A 20633-nucleotide genomic window follows, 5' to 3' on the forward strand; every position below is an offset into this window, starting at 1 on the left:
GGTTCGCTCATGCCCACGAATACCGGTGTGAACAAGATGTCCGTGGTGACGAAGGACAGCGGCGGCGTCACCGTGGCCTTTCCGGATGTGTGCAAGACGCCCAGCCCCGCGGGGCCGGTGCCCATTCCGTACCCGAACATCGCCCAGTCGTCGGACACGGACAAGGGCACCAAGAAGGTGTCCGTGGCCGGCAACCCGGTGTGCGTGAAGGACTCCAACTTCAAGATGAGCACCGGCGACGAGGCGGGCACCGCGGGCGGCGGCGTGGCCTCCAGCAAGACGAAGGGCAAGGCCGAGTTCGTCAACTTCTCCTTCGACGTCCAGTTCGAGGGGAAGAACGTGGCGCGCGCCTTCGACCTGATGCTCCACAACGACAAGAACACGCCGCCGTTCCCCGTCATCCAGGGCCCTGTCGTCGCCAGAGGAGAAGGCAAGAAGGAGCCCGCGTGCGTCGTCTGCAAGGAGAAGCTGTAGGAGAGCGAGGTGCGCCATGGGAAGCAGGGAGACGCAACCGGCTCAGGCCACGGACGTGCTCGACGAGGAGGAGCCCATCCTCGCGCCCCTGGTGGGCCAGGTGGTGGGCGTGACGGAGGCCGGGCTGCTGCTGGTGGACTTTCCGGGAAACCGTCGTGGCGCCTTGCCCGCGCGCACCGCGCTCGAGCTCGATGTCGAGGCGCGACAGCGGGCCGTGGCACTGCGCCAGGAGGCCGTGCTGCTCTTCGAGCGGGGAGAGCCGGCGCTGCCTCTGCTCGTCGGGCTGCTCCCGCCACCCAGCGAGACGCCGCTGACGGATGCGCTGCTGGCCACGTCCCTTCCCGTGGCTTCCGCCGAGGCCGACCTGGATGGCAAGCGGCTGGTGCTCGAGGGGCGGGAGGAGGTCGTGCTCCGCTGTGGCAAGGCCTCCCTGACGCTCCGGCATGACGGGCAGGTGTTGCTGCGCGGCGTGAACATCCGCGCCGACGCGGAGGAGGTTCATCGCATCCGGGGCGGCAAGGTGCAGATCAACTGAGCGCCAGGGGGAGGTCGCATGACGTCCACTGCCAAGTCCAAGCACGAGTCGGACGAGCTGAACCTGGAGGACAGGCACCACCGGGCCCGGAAGACCACGGAGGGCGGCCGGTGCCTGGTTCCCTACGGTGCGTATTCGCCGCAGTCCTGCAGTTATCGGTGGCAGGCCTACCAGCAGGCCCTGGATGAGAAGGACGTCTACAACTGGAACAGGTACGAGTCGCTCGTCACCGGAGCGCCGTTGATGCTGGTGCGGCGGAGGAAGTCAGAGAAGGGCGAGAGGCGCTGGGAGCTGGCGGAGGCGACGGCTCCCGAACGGGGGGCCTGGGACATTTCGGATGCCGTGTCCTCGTCGAACTTCAAGAACAGCTGCAACACGCCCTACTGGTTCGAGGCACACCACATCATCCCGCACAGTGAGTTGAAGAATGCGGTCGCGGGAGTGGGCAAGGGCAAGCCCGACCAGAACGAACTCCAGCTCATGGTTCGCCGGGGGTTGATGGAGGAGGGCTACAACCTCAACCACAAGCACAACATGTTCATCCTGCCCATGGACAGGCATGTCGCGAAGGCGCTCGAGCTCCCCATGCACCTGGCGGCGCCTGACCTCTGGAACCACCCGGAATACAGCAGCTATGTGGAGCAGGAACTCCAGACGTTCTTCGACCCGGTAAAGAGGACGATCAGCGGCCACGAGGAAAAGATTGAGTACAACCCGGTCCGCAAGAAGTTGGAGAACTTCTCCCGCCGCCTTCGCGACCGGATCAAGACCCAGGGCAGGCGGCTATGGGCGAAGCAGGAAAGTGTGGCTCTGGACGACATCAAGCCGAAGGTGAACGTCGGAGACGTCCATGTCTGAGACCTATTCCAATCCGGAAGTCATTCCGAGCACCCAGCGCTTCTTCGAGCTGTGGTTGCTCGGCGACCGGGATGAAGACCTGTGCTTCATCGATAGTTTCGTCGAAGGAATCGGGTATGAGTCCTGGCGTACCGGCATGGGTGAGCGGCTCGCTCCTGTCTACCCGACGGATGCGCGCATCCCCATGAGCAAGAAACGTCCGGGCATCCAGCTGACGTCTTTCCTTGGGAATTCAATCAATACGCTCATTGGCTCCAGGGAGTTCAAGGAGGCCATCGAGCTGCAGTGTGGTCAGCAGGAAATCGAATACCTGTCGTTCACGCTGTATGACCACCGCAATCGTCCCTACAGCCAGGATTACTTCATCATCAACCCCATTGGCACCTTCGACTGCCTGGACTTCAAGGCGAGCGATATCGACTGGTCCAAGGAGAGGCCGGACGAAATCCTCTTCATCGAGACGCATGTCCTCGACCGCAACAAGATGAAGGACGCTCCCCAGCTCTTCCGCGTGGGGCGGGATACCCACTCCTATGTCATCGGAGTGGAGCTCATCCGGGAGTTCAAGAAACGGGGGCTGACCAACATCCTGGTGGAGGAGCTGGAGTTCAGCGACAGCGAGCAGGCCCGCCCATGAACGCTCAGCCCCATTACCAGCCGCCCATCCTCTGGAGCGTCGTCCAGGAGCACCTGGATGAAGCCGCGTTCTTCTGGAGACAGCGGGAGCGCGACCTGCGCGCGCCGGACCATGGACTGGCCGACCTCGCGGAAGGCGACGAGCGGCGCCTGCTGGCCCATGTCGAAGGCCTGCGGGTGGCAGGCCCCCGGGTGGCCGAGCGCCTGCTGGCGCCCGCCCTGGCGGAGGATGGAGGCCCCGTGCGTGCCGTGGCGGCCTATACCCTGCTCACCTCCGATGTGGCGCGCTGGGGGGAGTTCGTCCTGTGCGTGCTCCGGGAGGCTTCGCTGGAGGAGCGCACCTGGGTGGGACAGGCCCTGGCCCTCAGCTCATCCGCCCAGGTCGTTCCGCTCCTCCGCGACACCCTGCTGGAGGCCGAGCCCGGACTTGGGGCTTCCGTGCTCGACATCCTGCGCGTGCGTCAGGCGGACCTCACATCCCTCCTGGAGCGCACTCCCCTGGCGAACCCACCCGAGCTGCTCGCGGCATCCATTCGTGCCTCCCGGTATGCCTCCGCGCAGGTACTGACCACGCGGGTCCACCAGGGGCTCGCGAGCCCGGATGCCCGGTGCCGGGACGCGGCCATCGAGGTGGGGCTCGCCCGCGGACACCTCGCCGCCATGGAGGCCTGTCGCCGCTCCATCGCGGGAGGTGCGTGCGGACGCACCGTGCTGACAGCCCTGGCGATGAGCGGAGACCGGCGCGCCGTGGCGCGGCTGCTGGCGGAGCTGGAGAAGCCCGGACGCCGGGCCGAGGCCCTGTGGGCGCTGGGCGTCAGTGGACGCAGTGAGGCCCTGGAGGCCCTGCTCCAACGCGTCATCTCCGAGGCGGACCCGCTGGCGGCCGAGTCCTTCCGGCTCATCACCGGCATTCCCCTGGCGGTCTCCCTGGAGCCGGCCGAGGAGGAAGCCGCGGAGGTGCCCGCCGTTTCCGACGGGGAGCCCTCCTTCCTCCCGGGGCCCGTCGTGCCGCCGGGGCGGGTACGTGTCGAGGCGATTCAGCGCTGGTGGCACGAGGCCCGGTCCCGCTTCCCCGCGGGTGGGCGCTACCTCTGGGGCAGGTGCTGGACGCCCGAGGCCGCGCTCCAGGCCCTGCTGGAGGTGCCCGTGACACGCCGTCCCGCCCTGGCGTGGGAGCTGGCCGTGCGCAGTAGCGGAGCCTGTCGGGTGGAGACGGGCCTGTGGGCCTGGCTCCAGGTGCGTCAGCTGCAGGCAGCCAGGGCCCTCCGAATGGAGCCGGGGGGACGCACCTTCGAGGCCATGCTGGCGTCGGCGTGAGCCGGCGGTGAGCGAGGGACGATGCGGAGCGTGCTGACGGGAACGGGAGCCGTGACGTCCGTGGGGCGGAGCGTGGCCGCCGCCTGCGCCGCCATTCATGCCGGGGTCTCCCGCCCCAGGCCCTTGAACGAGCTGCGCGTGGTGGAGCCGGAGTCCCAGGAGGACCTCGCCCTCTCGGGACATCCCGTCCATGGGTACACCGAAGGGTTCACTCTGCTGGGGCGGTGGATGCGGTTGGCCCGCGGGTGCGTGCGTGACCTGGTGTCCTCGTCGCCGGGGCTCAAGACCGCGGACCGGCGCTTCTGGGACACCACGGGGTTGACGGTCATCGTCATGCCACCCGATGACACGGTGCTCCTCACGGCCCCGGGACAGGGACGTGCCCATCTGGAGGAAGCGTTCCTCCTTCCGCTGCACTCGGCGCTGGAGCTGCCCATCCCCCCGCGCAACGTGGAGCTGCTCTGCGCCGGGCATGCGGGCACCGCGCTGGCAATCGAGCAGGGGGTGCGGCGCTTCTCCTCGCGAGAGCTGGAGCGCCTGCTCATCGTCGCGGTGGACTCCTATATCGACACGCAGCGGCTCGCGGAGTTGCTGGAGCAGGGACGGCTGAAGACGGAGGAACAGCCCGTGGGGCTCATTCCGGGGGAGGCGGGAGTGGCCCTCCTGTTGGAAGCAGAGCCCAGCGCCCGGCGGAGGAATGCGCCCATCGCGGGATACGTCGCCGCCGTGTCGACGAACCGCGAGCCGGAGGAGCGTCCCCGCATCCAGCGGGGCCATGCGCTGGCGGAGTGTCTGGCGCGAGCGCTCGACCATGGCGCGGTCGCATCACCTTTTCGCGGCGACATCTACAGCGACCTCAATGGGGAGGCCTGGCGAGCGCAGGAGTGGGGACGCGCGCGCATCCGCCTGGAGCAGCGGCTGGAGGAGTCGTGCCTGCAGCTGCCATGCACCTCGGTGGGCGACGTGGGGGCCGCGAGCGGGGCGCTGGGCGTGTGTCTGGCCCTGTGCGCGAGAGACCCCTTCCGGGACGCGGAGGCGCCGTCGCTCGTGCTGTCCAGCTCGGACCGGGGAGAAGTGGGGTGCCTGGTCCTCCAGCCCGCGCGGCTCGAACAAGGGAGGGGACGCGGATGAGCGCTCACCACCTGCCTGTCTATGTGGGCAACGCCCTCAACGAGAACCTGGAGTGGCTTCCTTCGCTGAAGGCCGGGAAGGTGGGACGCAAGCGCATCCTCTCCTTCTGCCGGAACCTGCGCATCGCCGGCATCGGAGAGTTGTTGATGACCGGCCTGCCGGAGGAGTTCCAGCTGCGGCTGCATCAGAGCGGGCGCGCCTATGCGGCCTGGCTGCGAACCGCGGAGGAGGGCGAGCGGAGGACCGGGCAATCCGCGCCGTTCTTCGACGCCATCGCCGTGGGAGACCTCGACGGCGCCACGCGGATTGCCCACCTCTCCAATCACACCTGGACGCAAGGCGTGGAGTACGAGGAGGACTTCCTCTTCGTCGAGTTCCTCATGCAGCGCTTCTTCCTGGATGCTCCCGGTGAGACGTGTGAGTCGTTGCTGCGGCGCTACGAGACGGCATTGCGTGGAGCGGAGGATGTCCGCCTGGAGCTGTGCGGCGCCCTCCAGGCCGCCGACGCGGAGGGCTTCGACCGGGCCCTGCGACGTTTCCTCGCGGAGTACCGCGACCACTTCGAGGAGCTCGCCCGGCAAGGGGGCGCCTCACCCGTGTGGCTGGCCACCGAGGGCAAGGTGTGCGTGGAGGGTGTGGCGCTCGTGCGACTCGCCCAAGGGCTGGGGCTGGAGACGGAGGAGGACTACCTCCTGGTCCCCTCCGTGGCGCGCGAGAAGGTGGCGCGGGTCTTCACCGAGGACTCCTGGATGGAACCCTGACGGAGCACGTTGAAGGCCCGCGTCGGAAGTGACAGGTCCTACCCCGGGCGGTGTTGAGAGCGCGAGGCCCTCCGCGGAGGCCTCGCGCCATGCGCAGCCCCGCACGCGCCCAGGACCGGCCCCCGCGCGGGGACGCGCGGTGCTTCGACCCCGAGAACGAGGTGGACTTCTGGCTGCGCGTGGACCGGCTCGCCTCGCCGTCCGAGACGCCCACGTATCGCACCGGCTTCGAGCGCTGCGTGGAGCCCGGAGACGCCGACGAGAGCCGGCTCATCCATCTCATCTCCCAGCGCGAAGGGGCGCTCTGGATGCCGCCGCTCGCCACCGAGGAGGTGGACCGCGACGCCGTCGCGCTCCCGCGCCGCTGGGTGGAAAACATCCCTGAGTGATTTCCCACCCAATCCCTCTCACATCCATCATCGGGGGCTCCCGGATAGACAGGGGCTCCCGTCCTCCGGAGAACGCCAGCATCGGGGATGAGAGAATTTGAAACAGAAAAAACACCCCGGGTTTGAAATTCCTGTTTCGGCCGTGTCAGGGATAGCGGGTCTTTCTTTTCTCGGGGTGGCTTGATGGCTATTCAGGTTTTGAAGAGGTTTGGCGTGGCATGGCTGGGGTTGGCGCTCACCGCGTGCGGGACACTGGAGCCCGCGGCGGATGGGGAGTCCCGGGCCGCCGAGCAGGAGAAGGGGGGAGAGGACATCCAGGCGTCGCTGGGGGCGCTGAAGAGCGCCGGCGTGCTGGACGTGCACCCGGATGGCATCCCCTCCACGGTTCACGGCGACCTGGGGCAGGTGGAGCGCTCGGTGTCGGGCATGGCTCTCGGGCAGGCCGCGAGCGCGGTCTCTCCCGCGCTGGCCGCGGTGTCGCCGGTGTTCCGGCTGAACCCGGAGGACCTGGTGCTGCGCAGCGTGCGCACGGATGAGCGGGGCCATCAGCACCTGCGCTACCGGCAGACGAAGCAGGGCCTCGAGGTGGTGAACGGCGAGCTCGTCGTGCACGTGCGCCCCGACGGCACGGTGTACGCGGCCAACGGCTCCGCGCGTGACGGCGTGTCCCTGTCCGCGCGGCCCACGGTGGCCTCCAGCGCGGCGGCGCTCGCGGCGGTGCGCGGCACGTCCGGTACGGGCATTACCTCCGCTGGCAGCCCGCGCCTCGTCTACGTGCGCGACGCGGCGGAGACGCTGCACCTGGCCTGGGAGGTCCGCGTCACCGGCACCCAACCCGACGGGCTGCCGCTGGTGGACCTGGTGTACGTGAGCGCGCGCGCCGGTGACGTCGTGGCGCGGCACCCGAAAATCCATTCGGCGCTCAACCGCCGCGTGCACTCGGCCAACAACGGCAGCACCACGCCGGGCACCCTGCGCCGCAGCGAGGGCCAGGCCGCCACGGGCGACAGCCACATCGACATGAACTACGACATGCTCGGGTTCACGTACAACTGCTACAAGACACTGTTCAACCGCGACTCGTTCAACAACGCGGGCGCGGCGCTCATCAGCACCGTGCACTACGGCTCCAACTACGTGAACGCCTACTGGGACGGCACGCAGATGGTGTACGGCGACGGCGACGGCACCACGTCCATCGAGCTGGGCAAGGACGCGGACGTCACCGTCCACGAGCTGACCCACGCGGTGACGGAGTTCGAGTCCGACCTCACGTACTCCGGCCAGTCCGGCGGCCTCAACGAGGCCATGTCCGACACCTTCGCCGCCATCTGCGAGAGCTGGGCCTCGGGCACCTGGAGCACCGCGCCGGCCATCTGGATGGTGGGCGAGGACGTGTGGACGCCGGGCACCCCGAACGACGCGCTCCGCTACATGGATGACCCCGTCAAGGACGGCGTGTCCAAGGACTGGGCGCCCAACGTGACGTCCAGCACGGACGTGCACTACAGCTCGGGCGTGCCCAACCTGGCGTTCGCCCTGCTGTCGAAGGGCGGCACGCACCCGCGCGGCCGCTCCACCATCAACGTGCCGGCCATCGGCGTCGAGAAGGCCGCGCGCATCTGGTACAAGGCCAATAGCGACATCTTCACCGCCTCCACGACCTTCGCCCAGGCGAAGACGTGGACCATTCAGGCGGCCGCGGACCTCGGCTATGACCAGGCCACGCAGGACGCCGTGAAGGCCGCGTGGGAGGCCGTGGGCGTGGGCGTCACGCTGCCGCCGCCGCCCACCACCCCGCTGAGCAACAACGTGCCGGTGAGCAGCCTGTCCGACAGCTCGGGCGGCCAGAAGTTCTTCACGCTCGCGGTGCCGGCGGGCGCCACCAGCCTGAAGTTCACCATCGCCGGTGGCACGGGCGACGCGGACATGTACGTGCGCTTCGGCGCCGCGCCGGACTCGGGCACGTACGACTGCCGTCCCTACCTGGGCGGCAACTCCGAGACGTGCACCATCACCAACATCCAGACGGGCACGTACTACGTGATGCTCAACGCGTACTCGGCCTACTCGGGCGTGACGCTGACGGGCGTGTACACCACCAGCTCGCCCCCGACCAACGTGCTGCAGAACGGCGTCCCGGTAACGGGCCTCACCGCCGCGTCGGGCGGGCAGCTCTCGTACATGATGGACGTGCCGGCCAACACCTCCGTGACGTTCAGCATCAGCGGCGGCACGGGCGATGCGGACCTGTACGTGCGCTTCGGTTCCGCGCCGACCACCACCACGTATGACTGCCGCCCGTACCGCGCGGGCAACGCCGAGACGTGCACGATGCCCGCCCGCGCGACGGCCGGCAGGTTCTACGTCATGCTGCGCGGCTACACGGCGTTCTCGGGTGTGACGCTCCGGGGCCAGTACTAGCCGTCAGCGCCTCGCATTCCTGAAGCACCGGCACCCGGGGGCCTCGTGGCCTGCCGGGTGCTGTCTTTTCCGGGAACCCGAAGAGCGTGTCAGCCAGCCGGAGGCGGCACGGGTACCGCGGCCTCGATGGGAGGCGGCACCGGCAGCGTCCGGCGGCCCTGCAGCACCACGCCCACGGTGGCGATGGCGAGCCCGAGCAGGAAGCCGAACGGGCCGCCGCCCTCGCCGACGTAGCCGGGGCTGCCCTCGAACCCCTTCGCGATGTTGTGGTTCTCGATGAGGTGCGTGAGGGCCCACAGTCCCATGGGCGCGATGACGGCCAGCGGCGCCGTGCGCGCCAGCACCGGGTGCCCGGGCCCCTTCCACGCCAGCAGCGCGAGCAGCGCCAGCAGCCCGAGCGCGGGCAGCCCGTCCCCGTACGTCCATGCCGTGGTGTCGCCGCCGAAGCTGCTGCTCGGCACGCGCTCGGTGGTGGTGACGGTGCGCCGCATCAGGTCGCCCTGGGAGTTGTAGTACGTGCTGCTGGACTCGCTGGTCCGGGTGTACCCGGGCGAGTAGTAGTTGTTGTCCCACTGCCCCGACAGGCTCATGGCGGCGATGAACGTCCCCACCACCGCCACGCGCCGGCCCCAGCCGCGCCACAGCAGCCTCGGCTCGAACGGGCCCAGCTCTCCGCGCAGCGCCGCGTCGCGCAGGAAGACGACCGTGGCCGCCGTCCACAGGAAGAAGGCCGGCGTGAAGCTGGAGATGGACACGTTCACCAGCAGGAAGACGATGGCCGCCGCGGCCCCCAGCGTGGGACGCCGCAGCCACACCGGCAGACGCGCGGCCCATTCCGGCTTCAGCGTCTGCGCCAGCAGCAGCCCGGTGACCGCCACCCATACCAGCCCCAGGCGCGGCGCCCCGGGGACCTCGCCGTAGCCCGACAGGAGGAACGAGAGGGCGAACAGGCCCATGGAGATGAGCACGCGCTTCTTGGAACCCTCGGCTCCCACGGGCAGCGCCTCGGGCGTCTCCGAGGCCTCGGCCGCGCGCTTCAGCGCCGCGCGCAGGTGCCGCGGCTCGCCCCGCTTCCACGCGTCGTGCAGGAAGACGCCCGCGCCCGCCAGCCACAGCACCTGCCCGAAGGTCCACTCGCCGAACGCGATGGCGTACAGCACCAGCACCGCGCCGCCGATGATTCCGAGCCACGGCCGCGCGAGCCAGCGCGGTGCCCGCGCGACGTAGACAGCGGGCTTCAGCTCATCCAGCGCGAGCACCGCCAGCGTGAGGACCAGCAGCCACGAGGGCCACTGCCCACCCCGGAACGGCGCGCCGAGGACGAAGAGGAACAGCGAGACGAGGACGGGGCGGCGGAGGAGGGTGTCCATGGAGTCGGGCGTGCCCGTGACTCGCATTGGAACAGGCGGGGCCCGCGAGCGTCGAGACGGGTCGCGGGACACTCCAAGGGCTGCCTGCTCGCCGCCAGGACTTCCCGGAGAGCTCCGTGGAAGCGTCCGTCATGAAGCGGGTCGGGTGGGACCCGTCGTCATCCGGAGGCATGTGGAGGCCCGGCACACGGCAGCTCCATGGTGAACGTGGTGCCGACGCCCAAGGTGCTCTCCGCGCGGATGGTGCCGCCGAGCGCGTCGACGATGGCGCGCACCAGGTGCAGCCCCAGCCCCAATCCGCCATAGGAGCGCACCGACACCGCCCGTCCGAAGCGCTCGAAGATGTGTGGCAGCTTGTCGGGCGCGATGCCGATGCCCTCGTCGCTCACGCGCAGCCACGCGGTGCCGCTCTCCACCCCGGCCGCGATGTGGATGGGCTTGCCCGCCCCGAACTTGAGCGCGTTGGACAGCAGGTGGTGCAGCACCTGTCCCAGTCGCGTGGCGTCCCACCGCCCGAGGATGGGACTTTCGACGCGGACGTCCAGCGCGCAGCCCGCCTTCTCCAGCGGCTCGCGCAGCCGGTCCGTCACCCGGTCGATGACCGCCCGCAGGTCCACCTCCTCCAGCCGGAGGTCCAGCCGGTCCGCGTGCAGGCGCGAGACGTCCAGCAGCTCCTCGATGAGGGTGGCGAGCTTCAGCGACTGGGCATCGATGGTGTGCAGCGCGCGCACGGCGGGCTCCGGCAGGCCGGCGGGACGGTGGCGCAAGAGCGAGTGCACCATCAGCCGCAGCGAGGTGAGCGGCGTGTTCAGCTCGTGCGAGGCGACGCTGAGGAAGTCGTCGCGCAGGCGGATGGCCTCCTGGGCCGCGCGGTACAGCCTCGCGTTGTCGATGCAGATGGCCGCCCGGCGCGCCAGCTCCTGGGCGAGGTCCAGGTCCGCCTCGCCATAACGACGGCCCGGTGCGCCAGAGGCGAGCGTGAGGACGCCCAGCGTCTTGCCCCGGGCGATGAGCGGCACGTGCATGGCCGTCCGCGTGCCCAGCGCCTGCATCTCCTCCACGTACTCCGGCCCGTTGCCCGCTTCCGCCAGCCGGTCCGCGTCGAGGTGGGCGCGCAGCACGGGCTGGCCGGACGTCAGCGCCTCGAGGACGACGGGCGGTGCGCTCCATTCCAACGGGTGCTTCCGCATCAACCCGCCCAGACGCGCTTCCTTCTCCGGGTCCACGTGGGCGGTGGCCATCACGCGCAAGGAGTCCCCATTCTCGGCGACGGCGAACACGCACCAGTCCGCCAGGAAGGGGACCACCATGTGCAGGGCCTTCGCCAGCGTCTGCTCCAAATCCAACGACTCGGCCAGCGCCAGTCCCGACTCGGCGAGGAAGCGCACCGCGGCCTCCGCCCTCCGGCGCTCCTGCACCTCCACCTTGAGCTGCTCGAACAGGCGGCTGTTCTCCAGCGAGATGGCCATCTGCGAGGAGAGCGCCCGCAGCACGCTCACCCGCTCGGGCGTGAAGGCCCGCGTGGCCAGGTCATTCTCCAGGTACAGCACGCCCACCGTGCGCGCCTGCCGCTGGATGGGCACCGCGAGGGCGGACTTCACCGCGCGGCGAGCGATGTACGGGTCGCCGATGAAGCGCCCCTGGTGGGCCGCGTCGCCGAGGACGAGGGTGGCGCCCGTCGTCCACGCGTGCTGTACCACCGTGGCTGGCACGGTGCTGGCCGCGTCCAGGGGAACGGGCTCCAGGCTCACCGGCTCGGAGACGGCGCCCCGCGCGCGCACCACGAGGGCGCCGCCTTCCTCCAGCACCAGCGCGCCGGACGTCGCGCCCGCGACCTCCAGGCACACCGCCATCAGCTTCTCCATCAGCCGGTCCAGCACCACCTCGCCCACCAGCGTCTCGGAGGCCTTGAGCAGGCCGTGCAGGTCCAGCGCCGCCCCGGGCGCCGCGCCCTCCGCCGCCACCGTGCGCGCGGGCTCGCTCCAGGCCCGGCCCCCGGCCAGCTTGAGGTCCGGGAACTCCTCCTCCAGCAGGGACACCTTGGCCCACGCGCCCCACCGCGCGTAGGCCTCCAGCGCGGCACGCAGGTGGAGCGTGGCGAAGCGCCCGTGGCCCAGCGCGTGGTGGAAGCGGCCCGCCAGCTCGTTCGCCATCGCCTCTTCCTGGAGGAAGCCCTCCGCGCGCGCCCCGTCGATGGCCTCGTCGTACAGCTCCATCGCCTCCAGCGGCCGGCCCTCCACGCGGGCCACCTCGGCGGTGACGAGCTGGTGCTTGTGCCGGAAGTTCTCCGGGCAGTCCCGCGCCCAGGCCTCCAGCTTCCGCTGGTGCTCCTCGATGCGGGCCAGGTCTCCGGCGCGCGCCTCGGGGTGGGCGGTGGCGTGGGCCGCCAGCGTCAGCGCGGTGAGGAAGGCGTGCTCCGCCGCGCGGTAGAAGTTCCTCACGGAAGCGGCATGGGGCCGCGCCGCCTCGGACATCCGCAGGGCCTCGTCCAGGTCTCCCAGGAGGTACGCCACCAGCTGCCGCAGCGTGGCGTACAGGTGGCGGTTCATCGACGTGAGGGGCATGTCCATGAAGGACTGCTCGTCGAAGCTGTCGTCGTCGAAGTGGGGCGGGCGGCGGGTGCGGCCCTGCAGGGCGAGCACCGCCTGCGCGTGCGCGGTGGGCAGGTCGTCCATCCCCGGCACGCCGCTGCGCCGCAGGTAGGTCTGGCACGCCTCGACGGAGGACTGCACCCGCGCCAGCTCCGCGCCCATGGAGAACTCGGCCGCCACGGCGAGGGTGATGGCGTAGGCGGCGAACTGCACGTCGCCGGCGGCAATCCCCGTGGCGTAGGAACGGCGCAGCAGCGGCAGGCTCGTGCGCAGGGGCGCCTTCCAGGTATGGAAGTAGACCGCCAGCGACAGCAGCGCCCGGCACTCCTGGCGAAGGTCTCCGTTGCGCTGGGCGAGCGCCACCCCCAGCCGCCCGAAGGCGAGGCCGGACGTGGGGCCGTCGAGGCTCGACAGCACCATGCCATGGCAACTGTAGATGGCTGGCGCCTCGTCCGAGTGGCCGTGCTCCAGCGTGAGGTTGAGGGCGCGCGTGTTGATGACGGCGAAGAGCCCCGAGTTCAGGAGGTAGGCGGGGACGGTGAGGTCCGACAAGAGCCGCACGCAGACGAGCAGCTCCGGGTCCTCCATCCTCGGCGCGTCCAGCAGCTCCTCCACCGAGCGGCCCCGCATGTGGACCTCCACCTGGGCGAGCTCGGCCGCGAGCGCCGCGTCGAAGTCCCGCTCCGGCAGCTCCATGCCCAGCAGCCGGAGCCCCTCGCGCCCGTCCTGGATGGCGCCCTTGAAGTCGCCCATCATGAGGCGCGTCAGCACCTGGACGTCATGCAGCTCCACCTGCTCCAGGCGCGAGCCGGCGGACTCCAGGGCCGTGCGCACCAGCTCCCCCGCGAGGACGGGCTCGCCGGAGAAGTAGGCGCACTCCGCCGCCTCCTTGTGCAGGTGGAAGACCTGCTCCCGGCGCGAGGCCCATTGCGCCCGGGGGATGAGCGCGATGCCGCGCCGCAGGTACACCAGCGCGGCGCCGAAGGCCGAGGCCGCCTTGGCCTTGAGGCCCGCCTGGTAGTGCAGCTCGGCCACGTCCCAGCCCTCCACCTCGCCGCCCGGTCGCGCCAGGCCCAGGTGCAGGTGGTCCACCACCGCGAACAGCCGCGCGTCGAGCGTGTCGCCCGTGGCCCCGCGCAGCAGCTCGCGTCCTATCTCGTGGTGGAGCCGCCGCCGCTCGTCCTCGGTGAGGAGGTCATACGCGGCCTGCCGCACGCGGTCGTGCGCGAAGCGGTACACGGCCTCGGGCTCCAGGGGCGCGTCCTCCGCGTCGCCGTCCTCCGGGGGCGGCGGGCCGCCCTCGCGCTCCGGCACGAGCAGCCCCTCGCGCAAGAGGCTCCAGAGCGCCGGGCCCGCGTCCTCCACCAGCGCGCGCAGGAGCCACAGCTCCACGTGGTCTCCCAGGCACGCGGCGACCTCGAGGACGCGCTGGGCCTGCTCCGGCAGCCGGCGGATGGTGGTCATCATCAGCGCCACCACGTTCTCCGTCACATCCACCTGCTCCACGCGGGCCACGTCCCACTCCCAGGTGCCGTGCTCCAGGTCGAACGTCAGCAGCCCGGACTCGTGGAGCAGCCGCAGGAAGCGGGTGATGAAGAGGGGATTGCCGGCCGTCTTGCGCAGCACCACGGCCGCCAGGGGCCGCGCGTGCGCGGGCTCGCAGCGGAACGTCTCCGCGCAGAAGGCCGTGACGGAGGGCAGGTCGAGCGGCCCCAGCGTCAGCGTGGGAAAGGACATCGCCTCCCGCGCGCGCAGCTGGGCCAGCAGCCGCGTGAGCGGGTGGTCCGGTCCCACCCGCGCCGGCTGGTACGCGCCCACGACGAGCACGTGCCGCGAGCCCGGGTCGGTGGCCAGCGCCTTCAGCAGCTGGAGCGAGCCGGGGTCCGCCCACTGCAGGTCATCCAGGAAGAGCACCAGCACGCTCTCGGGCGTCGCCAGGGTCCGCACGAAGGACTGGAAGGCGAGGTGCAGGCGCGCCGCGGCCTCCATCGGCGCCACCCGGGTCGGCATGGGGCGCGGGCCCAGCAGCGCCCCCAGCTGCGGGAGCAGCTCGGCGATGACGCGCGCGTCGGGCCCCACCGCTTGACGCAGCCGGTCCCGCCACAAGTCTCGGACCTCCGGGGGCTCGTTGCGCAGCTGGCGCAGCAGTCCCTGGAAGGCGTCGGCGAAGGCGGCGTAGGGCACGTTGCCCTGGAGCTGGTTGAACTTCCCGCGCAGCACGTGGTCGCCGGGCCCCGCGCGCCGGGCCAGCTCCCGCACGAGCGCGGACTTGCCGATGCCCGGCTCACCCACCAGCAGCACGCCCTCGCTCGGGCCCCGGCGCACCCGCTCCAGTGCCTCGCGCAGCCGCGCCAGCTCCCGCTCGCGGCCGTGGGGCCGCTTGGGGAAGGGAAGCTGCCGCGCCAGGTCCACGCGCCCCAGCTCGAACGCGCCGATGACGCCCGCCGTCTGCCGCCGCCGCACCTCCAGGAGGTCCGCCAGCAGCGCCTCCGCGCTCTGGTAGCGCTCCTCCGGCATCTTCGCCAGCAGCTTCAGGACGATGTCCGACAGCGGCCGGGGCACGGCGGGGTTGGCGAACGCCGGCGGCACCGGCGGCCTCGCCAGGTGCGCGTGCACCAGCTCCGCCGGGTCCGTGGAGACGAAGGGCGGCAAGCCGGTGAGCAGCTCGTAGAACGTCGCCCCCAGCGAGTAGAGGTCCGCGCGGTGGTCCACGGGGCGGCTCATCCTCCCCGTCTGCTCCGGGGCGACGTAGGGCAGCGTCCACTGCAGCTCGTTGGGCATGGACGCGCCAGGCGAGAGCCCCGCCACCCGGGTGGCCAGGTCGAAGTCGACGAGGGTGACGTGCCGGCTGCCGTCACCCATCACCAGGTTGGTGGGGTTGATGTCGCGGTGGATGACGTGCTGCTGGTGGAGGCTGGCGATGATGCCCGTCAGCTGGAGCGCCAGCTCCAGGAAGGCATCCATGGAGACGGGCCTTCGGCCGAGCCACTCCTGGAGGTTGCGCGGGCCCGCGTCCTCCAGCACGAGGGACGGCAGGCCCGCGGCGTCCTCTTCCAGGGCCAGCGCGCGCGAGACGCCGGGCACCTCGCCCTGGAGGGAGCGCAGGAGCGTGTACTCGTGACGCAGCATGGCCCCGCTTCCGGAAGCGAGCGGGCCCGGGAGCACGCGCTTGACGACCCGGGGCTCGCCGCCCTGCTTCCAGCCGCGTAGCACCACGTAGCGGCGCCCGCGGTGGATTTCCCGAAGTCCCTCGTCACCTTGCGCCTGGAGCATCACGCGCGTCCCTCATGCACGGTGGAGAGGCACCCGGGTCCGGGCCTCTCCCCTCCTGAAACTTTGGATGGGGGTCGCGTGGGGGAGAGCCCCGTCGGGCGGGACGGTGGGCGCTTGGAGGCGTGATTGCCGCCAGCGCCCTGGCGTCCCACCTTCCCGGCATGACGGAGGCACCCGAAGGGCTGCGCTACCTGCCCGACTTCCTCTCCGAGGACGAGGAGCACGCACTCGTGGACGCGCTCGCCCGGCTCGATTTCAAGGAAATCCACATGCACGGCGTGGTGGCGAAGCGCACCGTGGCGCACTACGGCTGGGACTATGGCTATGAGTCCTGGCGCCTGTCGTCCGCGCCGCCCATGCCGCGCTTCCTGCTGCCCATCCGGGACCGCTGCGCCGGCGTGGTGGGGTTGGAGCCGTATGCGCTGGAGGAGGTGCTCGTCTCGCGCTACCCGCCGGGCGCGAGCATCGGCTGGCACCGCGACGCGCCCATGTTCGGCCCCACCGTCATCGGCGTGTCGCTGCTGGGCGCCGCGAGGATGCGCTTCCGACGCAAGGTGGGCGGCGCCTGGGAGACGGCCGCGCTGGAGCTGGCGCCGCGCTCCGCCTACGTGCTGTCCGGCCCGGCGCGCTCCGTCTGGCAGCACACGCTGTCGCCGGTGAAGCAGCTGCGCTACTCACTGAGCTTCCGCACCGTGCCCGGCTCGCCGGCCCGCCTCGGCGGGAGCCTGGCGGGCGGGACGGCCCCGGGCTTCTGAGCCCTTCCTCCGGTGGACCCCGCCGGGCGCGCGTCCCACCTTCCCTGGCGTGACGGATGAACGGACAGAGAGTGGAGGCGAGCGGCGCGACAGGCTGCTGCATGCGCTCCAGAGCCTGCTCGCCCTCCCGGCCGCCGAGCTGCGGCCCACGCTGAACAAGGCTTCCCTGGTCATCTCCGAGCTGCTCCACGCCGACAAGGTGGACGTCTTCCTCCTGGAGCACGCCACCCAGACGCTCGTGGCGGGTGGGACGAGTGACACCCCCATGGGGCGCAAGCAGAAGGCGCTCGGGCTGGACCGGCTGCCGCTGGCCAATGGGGGCCGCGCCGTCCAGGCGTACGAGACGGAGCAGCCCTTCATGACGGGCCGCCTGCACGAGGACCCCGAGGAGCTGCCGGGCATCAAGCACCGGCTCGGCGTGAAGTCCGCGCTCATGGTGCCGCTGCCCATTGGCGGGGAGACGGGCGGGGTGCTGGGCGTGTCCTCGGCCCAGCCCGACTTCTTCTCCGAGGACGACCTGCGCTTCCTGGAGGCGGTGGCCCGCTGGGTGGGCGCGGTGGCCCACCGCGTGGAGCTGGTGCAGGAATTGACGAAGCTGGCCACGCGCAACGCGCGCCGCGCGGCGGCCGAGGAAATCGTCACCGTGCTGGCCCACGACATGGCCAACCACCTCATGCCCCTGCGCGCCCGGCTCGAGCTCATCCAGCGGCGCGCCCGGCGCGACAACGCCGCGGACTACCTGCGGGACGCGGACGGCGCCCTCGCGTCGCTCGCGGCGCTCAACCGCCTCATCTCCGACCTCCTGGACGTGGGACGCCTGGACCAGGGCCTCTTCGCGCTGCGCCCGCAGCCGGTGGACGTGGTGGCCCTGGCGCGGGAGGTGGCCGCCAGCATGCGCGCGCCCGGACACGCGGTGGAGTACCGGGGGCCGGAGGAGCTGGTCGTCATCGCCGACCTGGATCGCCTGCGGCAGGTGCTGGAGAACCTCACCGCCAACGCGATGAAGCACTCGCCGCCCGGGCTGCCCGTGGGGCTGGATGTCCAGGAGCAGGTTCGCGCCGAGGGCAAGTGGGTGCGCATCGCCGTGACGGACCAGGGCCCCGGCATCGCCCCCGACGTGCTCGACACCCTCTTCGAGCGCTTCGCGCGCGGCCCCGGCTCCACGGGGCTGGGGCTGGGCCTGTTCCTCGCGCGGCAGATTGCCCTGGCCCATGGCGGCACCCTGGAGGTGACGTCGAAGCCGGGCGACGGCACGCGCTTCGAGCTCGCCCTGCCCGAGGCCCCCTCGACGCCCCAGGGCCGCTGACGCCTCAGCTCACGCGGCGCAGGCCCGGCAGGTCCTCCGGGCGCAGCGCCCAGCGGGGCGGAGACGGCGGCGCGGAGAGGGTGCCCGTCTGCACCGCGGGGAAGCCCTCCACCCGCGCGCCGTCCGGGAAGCTGGAGCGCTGCTTCACGAGGCTGCCCGCGCCCACCACGCAGCCGCGGCCCAGCGTGCTGCCGTCGCAGAGGATGGCGCCGGGCTCCACCACGGTGCCCGCGCCCACGTGGCAGCCGTGCACCATGCAGCCCGGGCCGATGATGACGCCGTCCTCCAGCACCAATTGGTTGTCCGGCAACAGGTGCAGCACCGAGTTGGCCAGAATCTGCACCCCCGCGCCGATGCGCACCGGCCCGTGCGAGTCGCCGACAATCTTCACGCCGGGCCCGATGATGCTGCCCTGCCCGATGATGACGTCCCCCGTCACCTCCGCCGTGGAGAAGAGGGTGGCCATCGGGTGGACCAGCGGGTGCTTGTCCCGGAAGGTGTAGAGCTGTCCCATGGGAGCGTCCTCGGCCCGGTCTCTCGCGGAGAAGGCGGTGAGCGGTTGTCCCGGCAACGCGAGGCTGCCGTCGCGGAGCGTCCTCAGGCGCTCCAGGTCCTCGGCGTTGGCGCGGCGCAGGATGCGGGCGGGGCGGTCCACCACCACCGACTCGTCCGGCACCACCATGCCGGCGGGGATGAGGGCGCCCTCGCCCACCATGCAGCGGGCCCCCAGGCGCGCGCCGGGCATGATGATGGCGCCGTTGCCCACCTCGCACAGGGGGCCCACCTCCGCGCCGATGACGATGCTCCGGTGCCCGAGCACCACCCGCTCTCCCACCGAGGTGGGCAGCTCGGGTGTGCCGATGACGACGGCGTTCTCCAGCACCGCCGAGCCCGCGCCCAGCCGCACGGCGCCGGCGTGGGAGCGGATGACCGCCCCCTGCGCGATGATGGCTCCCGGGCCCAGGAGGACCTTGCCCAGAACCCTGGCGCTGCTGGCCAAGCGGAAATGCGCGGCCCCCCCGGTGGACGCTGCGGGCGGGCTCACGAGTGGCAGGCTCGTTCCCATGTGTCGCATGACCCTAACATCCGGGGCCTCGCCCGAAGGACGGCCCCGCGGCGCGTGTAGGCTGTCCATCCGCCAACGCTGGGGTGGGGCCGTCCCGCCAGGGGTGCGGGTCGTCCGCCAGGCGTGTACGGATGGGCGCGAAGCCGGGCGGGTGGATGTCTCGTGGTGGATCATCCGCCCGCCTGCCCGCCTGCCGCGGGTCACACACGGCGGGTCCGGCGTCCGTCGGGTTTTCGTCGCTGGACGCAGCCACCCCTCCCTGACAGAAGGGCGGCACGGAGGCAGACATGTCGTCGGAGATACCCCCCGCCGGGGCCAACCCCTCGCTGGAGGAAGCGGGAGGTCCGCCCGAAGAGGGGACTCCCGGGCTGTGGGCGTCGCTGAAGGAGGCCGTCCACGGGACGCGACAGGACCTCACGCGGCTGCCGGTGCGCCGGGCCATCTTCCTGCTCTCCGTGCCCATGGTGCTGGAGATGATGATGGAGTCCGTCTTCGCCGTGGTCGACGTCTTCTTCGTCGGCCGGCTGGGGGCGGACGCGGTGGCGACGGTGGGCCTCACCGAGTCGCTGCTCACCATCATCTACGCCGCGGCCATGGGCCTGAGCATCGGCGCGGGCGCGCTGGTGTCCCGCCGCATCGGCGAGGGAGATTCGGAGCGGGCCGCGCGCACCGCGGTGCAGGCCATCGGCCTGGGCGTGGTGCTGGCGATTCCGGTGTCCGTCGCGGGCGTCGTCTTCGCCCGGCCGCTGATGGCCCTCATGGGCGGCTCGCCGTGGGTGCTGGAGCACGGCATCCGCTACACGCAGGTGATGCTGGGCGGCATGGGCAGCGTGCTGCTCCTGTTCCTCATCAACGCCATCTTCCGGGGCTGTGGGGACGCGGCCATCGCCATGCGCGTGCTGGGGCTGGCCAACGCCATCAACATCGTCCTGGCGCCCCTGCTCATCTTCGGCGTGGGGCCCTTCCCGGAGCTGGGGGTGATGGGCGCCGCGGTGGCCACCACCCTCGGGCGCGGCTGCGGCGTGGTGTACCAGCTCTACCGGCTGGCGCGCGGGGACGGGCGGCTGCGAGTGCGCCGCGAGCACCTGCGGCTGGAGCCGGCGACGATGGTGGCCATGATGCGGCTGTCCGGCGCGGGCACGCTGCAGGCGCTGGTGAGCACCACGAGCTGGGTGGTGCTGGCGCGCATCGTCTCCTCCTTCGGCAGCGCGGCGGTGGCCGGCTACACCATCTCCCTGCGCATCGTCCTCTTCGTGCTGCTTCCCTCGTGGGGGCTGGGCGGCGCGGCGGCCACCCTGGTGGGACAGAGCCTGGGCGCCGGCAGGCCCGAGCGGGGCGAGCAGGCGGTGTGGACGGCCAGCCGCATCAACGCGGCCTTCCTGGGCACGCTGGGGCTGCTGCTCATCGCCGGCGCGGATCCGGTGGTGGGCCTCTTCACGCGCGAGCCGGAGGTGGCGGCCCACGCCGCCCTGGCCCTGCGCATCATGTGCGCCAGCTTCTTCTTCTACGCCTTCGGCATGGTGCAGACGCAGGCCTTCAACGGCGCGGGGGACACCGTCACCCCCACCCTCCTCAACATCTGCTGCTTCTGGCTGCTGGAGCTGCCGCTCGCCTGGGTGCTGTCCGGGCCGCTGGGGCTGGGGCCGTCCGGCGCCTTCATCTCCATCTCCGTGGCCTTCTCGGTGATGGCCATGGCCGGTATCGTCCTCTTCCGGCGGGGCCACTGGAAGCAGCGCAAGGTGTAGCC

General features: G+C 71.2%; 15 protein-coding genes. 12 read left to right on the forward strand and 3 right to left on the reverse strand.

The genetic code is table 11. The features are described 5' to 3' along the window. Nucleotides 1–9 precede the first annotated feature (9 nt). From HG543_RS02820 to HG543_RS02860, 9 genes are all read left to right on the forward strand, one after another. Nucleotides 10–474, forward strand: coding sequence for a DUF4150 domain-containing protein (locus HG543_RS02820; RefSeq protein ID WP_169343081.1), 465 nt, complete (start codon nucleotides 10–12; stop codon nucleotides 472–474). A 16-nt stretch (nucleotides 475–490) separates the two neighbouring features. Next, complete coding sequence (locus HG543_RS02825) at nucleotides 491–1009, forward strand: DUF6484 domain-containing protein (protein ID WP_169343082.1); 519 nt, start codon at nucleotides 491–493, stop codon at nucleotides 1007–1009. A gap of 18 nt (nucleotides 1010–1027) precedes the next feature. Beyond that, the gene (locus HG543_RS02830) at nucleotides 1028–1867 is read left to right on the forward strand and encodes an AHH domain-containing protein (RefSeq protein ID WP_169343083.1); all 840 of its coding nucleotides are present in this window, start codon (nucleotides 1028–1030) and stop codon (nucleotides 1865–1867) included. After that, complete coding sequence (locus HG543_RS02835) at nucleotides 1860–2504, forward strand: hypothetical protein (protein WP_169343084.1); 645 nt, start codon at nucleotides 1860–1862, stop codon at nucleotides 2502–2504. Before HG543_RS02830 ends, HG543_RS02835 begins: the two co-directional genes overlap by 8 nt. Then, nucleotides 2501–3820, forward strand: coding sequence for a hypothetical protein (locus tag HG543_RS02840; protein WP_169343085.1), 1320 nt, complete (start codon nucleotides 2501–2503; stop codon nucleotides 3818–3820). The genes HG543_RS02835 and HG543_RS02840 overlap by 4 nt, the downstream gene beginning before the upstream one ends. 30 nt (nucleotides 3821–3850) lie before the next feature. Further along, entirely contained in the window at nucleotides 3851–4951 is a 1101-nt protein-coding gene (locus tag HG543_RS02845) for a hypothetical protein (protein WP_169343086.1), read from the forward strand. Then, nucleotides 4948–5712, forward strand: a complete 765-nt coding sequence (locus HG543_RS02850; RefSeq protein WP_169343087.1) for an Imm49 family immunity protein — start codon at nucleotides 4948–4950, stop codon at nucleotides 5710–5712. Before HG543_RS02845 ends, HG543_RS02850 begins: the two co-directional genes overlap by 4 nt. An 89-nt stretch (nucleotides 5713–5801) precedes the next feature. Then, nucleotides 5802–6101, forward strand: a complete 300-nt coding sequence (locus HG543_RS02855) for a hypothetical protein (RefSeq protein ID WP_169343088.1) — start codon at nucleotides 5802–5804, stop codon at nucleotides 6099–6101. Between the two features lie 213 nt (nucleotides 6102–6314). Further along, nucleotides 6315–8525, forward strand: a complete 2211-nt coding sequence (locus HG543_RS02860) for a M4 family metallopeptidase (RefSeq protein WP_343073254.1) — start codon at nucleotides 6315–6317, stop codon at nucleotides 8523–8525. Nucleotides 8526–8614: 89 nt separating this feature from the next. Here the strand turns inward: HG543_RS02860 and HG543_RS02865 are convergent, their stop codons facing one another. Continuing rightward, complete coding sequence (locus HG543_RS02865) at nucleotides 8615–9895, reverse strand: hypothetical protein (RefSeq protein ID WP_169343090.1); 1281 nt, start codon at nucleotides 9893–9895, stop codon at nucleotides 8615–8617. Between the two features lie 158 nt (nucleotides 9896–10053). Beyond that, nucleotides 10054–15759 (reverse strand): AAA family ATPase, encoded by a 5706-nt coding sequence (locus tag HG543_RS56150; protein WP_169343091.1) that lies wholly within the window; start codon nucleotides 15757–15759, stop codon nucleotides 10054–10056. A gap of 122 nt (nucleotides 15760–15881) precedes the next feature. Here HG543_RS56150 and HG543_RS02875 point away from each other — a divergent pair, with 122 nt between their 5' ends. Continuing rightward, nucleotides 15882–16514 (forward strand): alpha-ketoglutarate-dependent dioxygenase AlkB, encoded by a 633-nt coding sequence (locus tag HG543_RS02875; RefSeq protein WP_343073255.1) that lies wholly within the window; start codon nucleotides 15882–15884, stop codon nucleotides 16512–16514. Between the two features lie 49 nt (nucleotides 16515–16563). Next, the gene (locus tag HG543_RS02880; protein ID WP_169343092.1) at nucleotides 16564–17820 is read left to right on the forward strand and encodes an ATP-binding protein; all 1257 of its coding nucleotides are present in this window, start codon (nucleotides 16564–16566) and stop codon (nucleotides 17818–17820) included. Between the two features lie 4 nt (nucleotides 17821–17824). Here HG543_RS02880 and HG543_RS02885 read toward each other — a convergent pair whose 3' ends face one another. Continuing rightward, nucleotides 17825–18820, reverse strand: a complete 996-nt coding sequence (locus HG543_RS02885) for a gamma carbonic anhydrase family protein (protein ID WP_246356706.1) — start codon at nucleotides 18818–18820, stop codon at nucleotides 17825–17827. 353 nt (nucleotides 18821–19173) lie between these two features. Here HG543_RS02885 and HG543_RS02890 point away from each other — a divergent pair, with 353 nt between their 5' ends. Continuing rightward, nucleotides 19174–20631 (forward strand): MATE family efflux transporter, encoded by a 1458-nt coding sequence (locus tag HG543_RS02890; RefSeq protein WP_169343093.1) that lies wholly within the window; start codon nucleotides 19174–19176, stop codon nucleotides 20629–20631. Nucleotides 20632–20633 lie beyond the last annotated feature (2 nt).

The sequence above is a fragment of the Pyxidicoccus fallax genome, assembly GCF_012933655.1.
Classification (GTDB): Bacteria; Myxococcota; Myxococcia; order Myxococcales; family Myxococcaceae; genus Myxococcus; species Myxococcus fallax.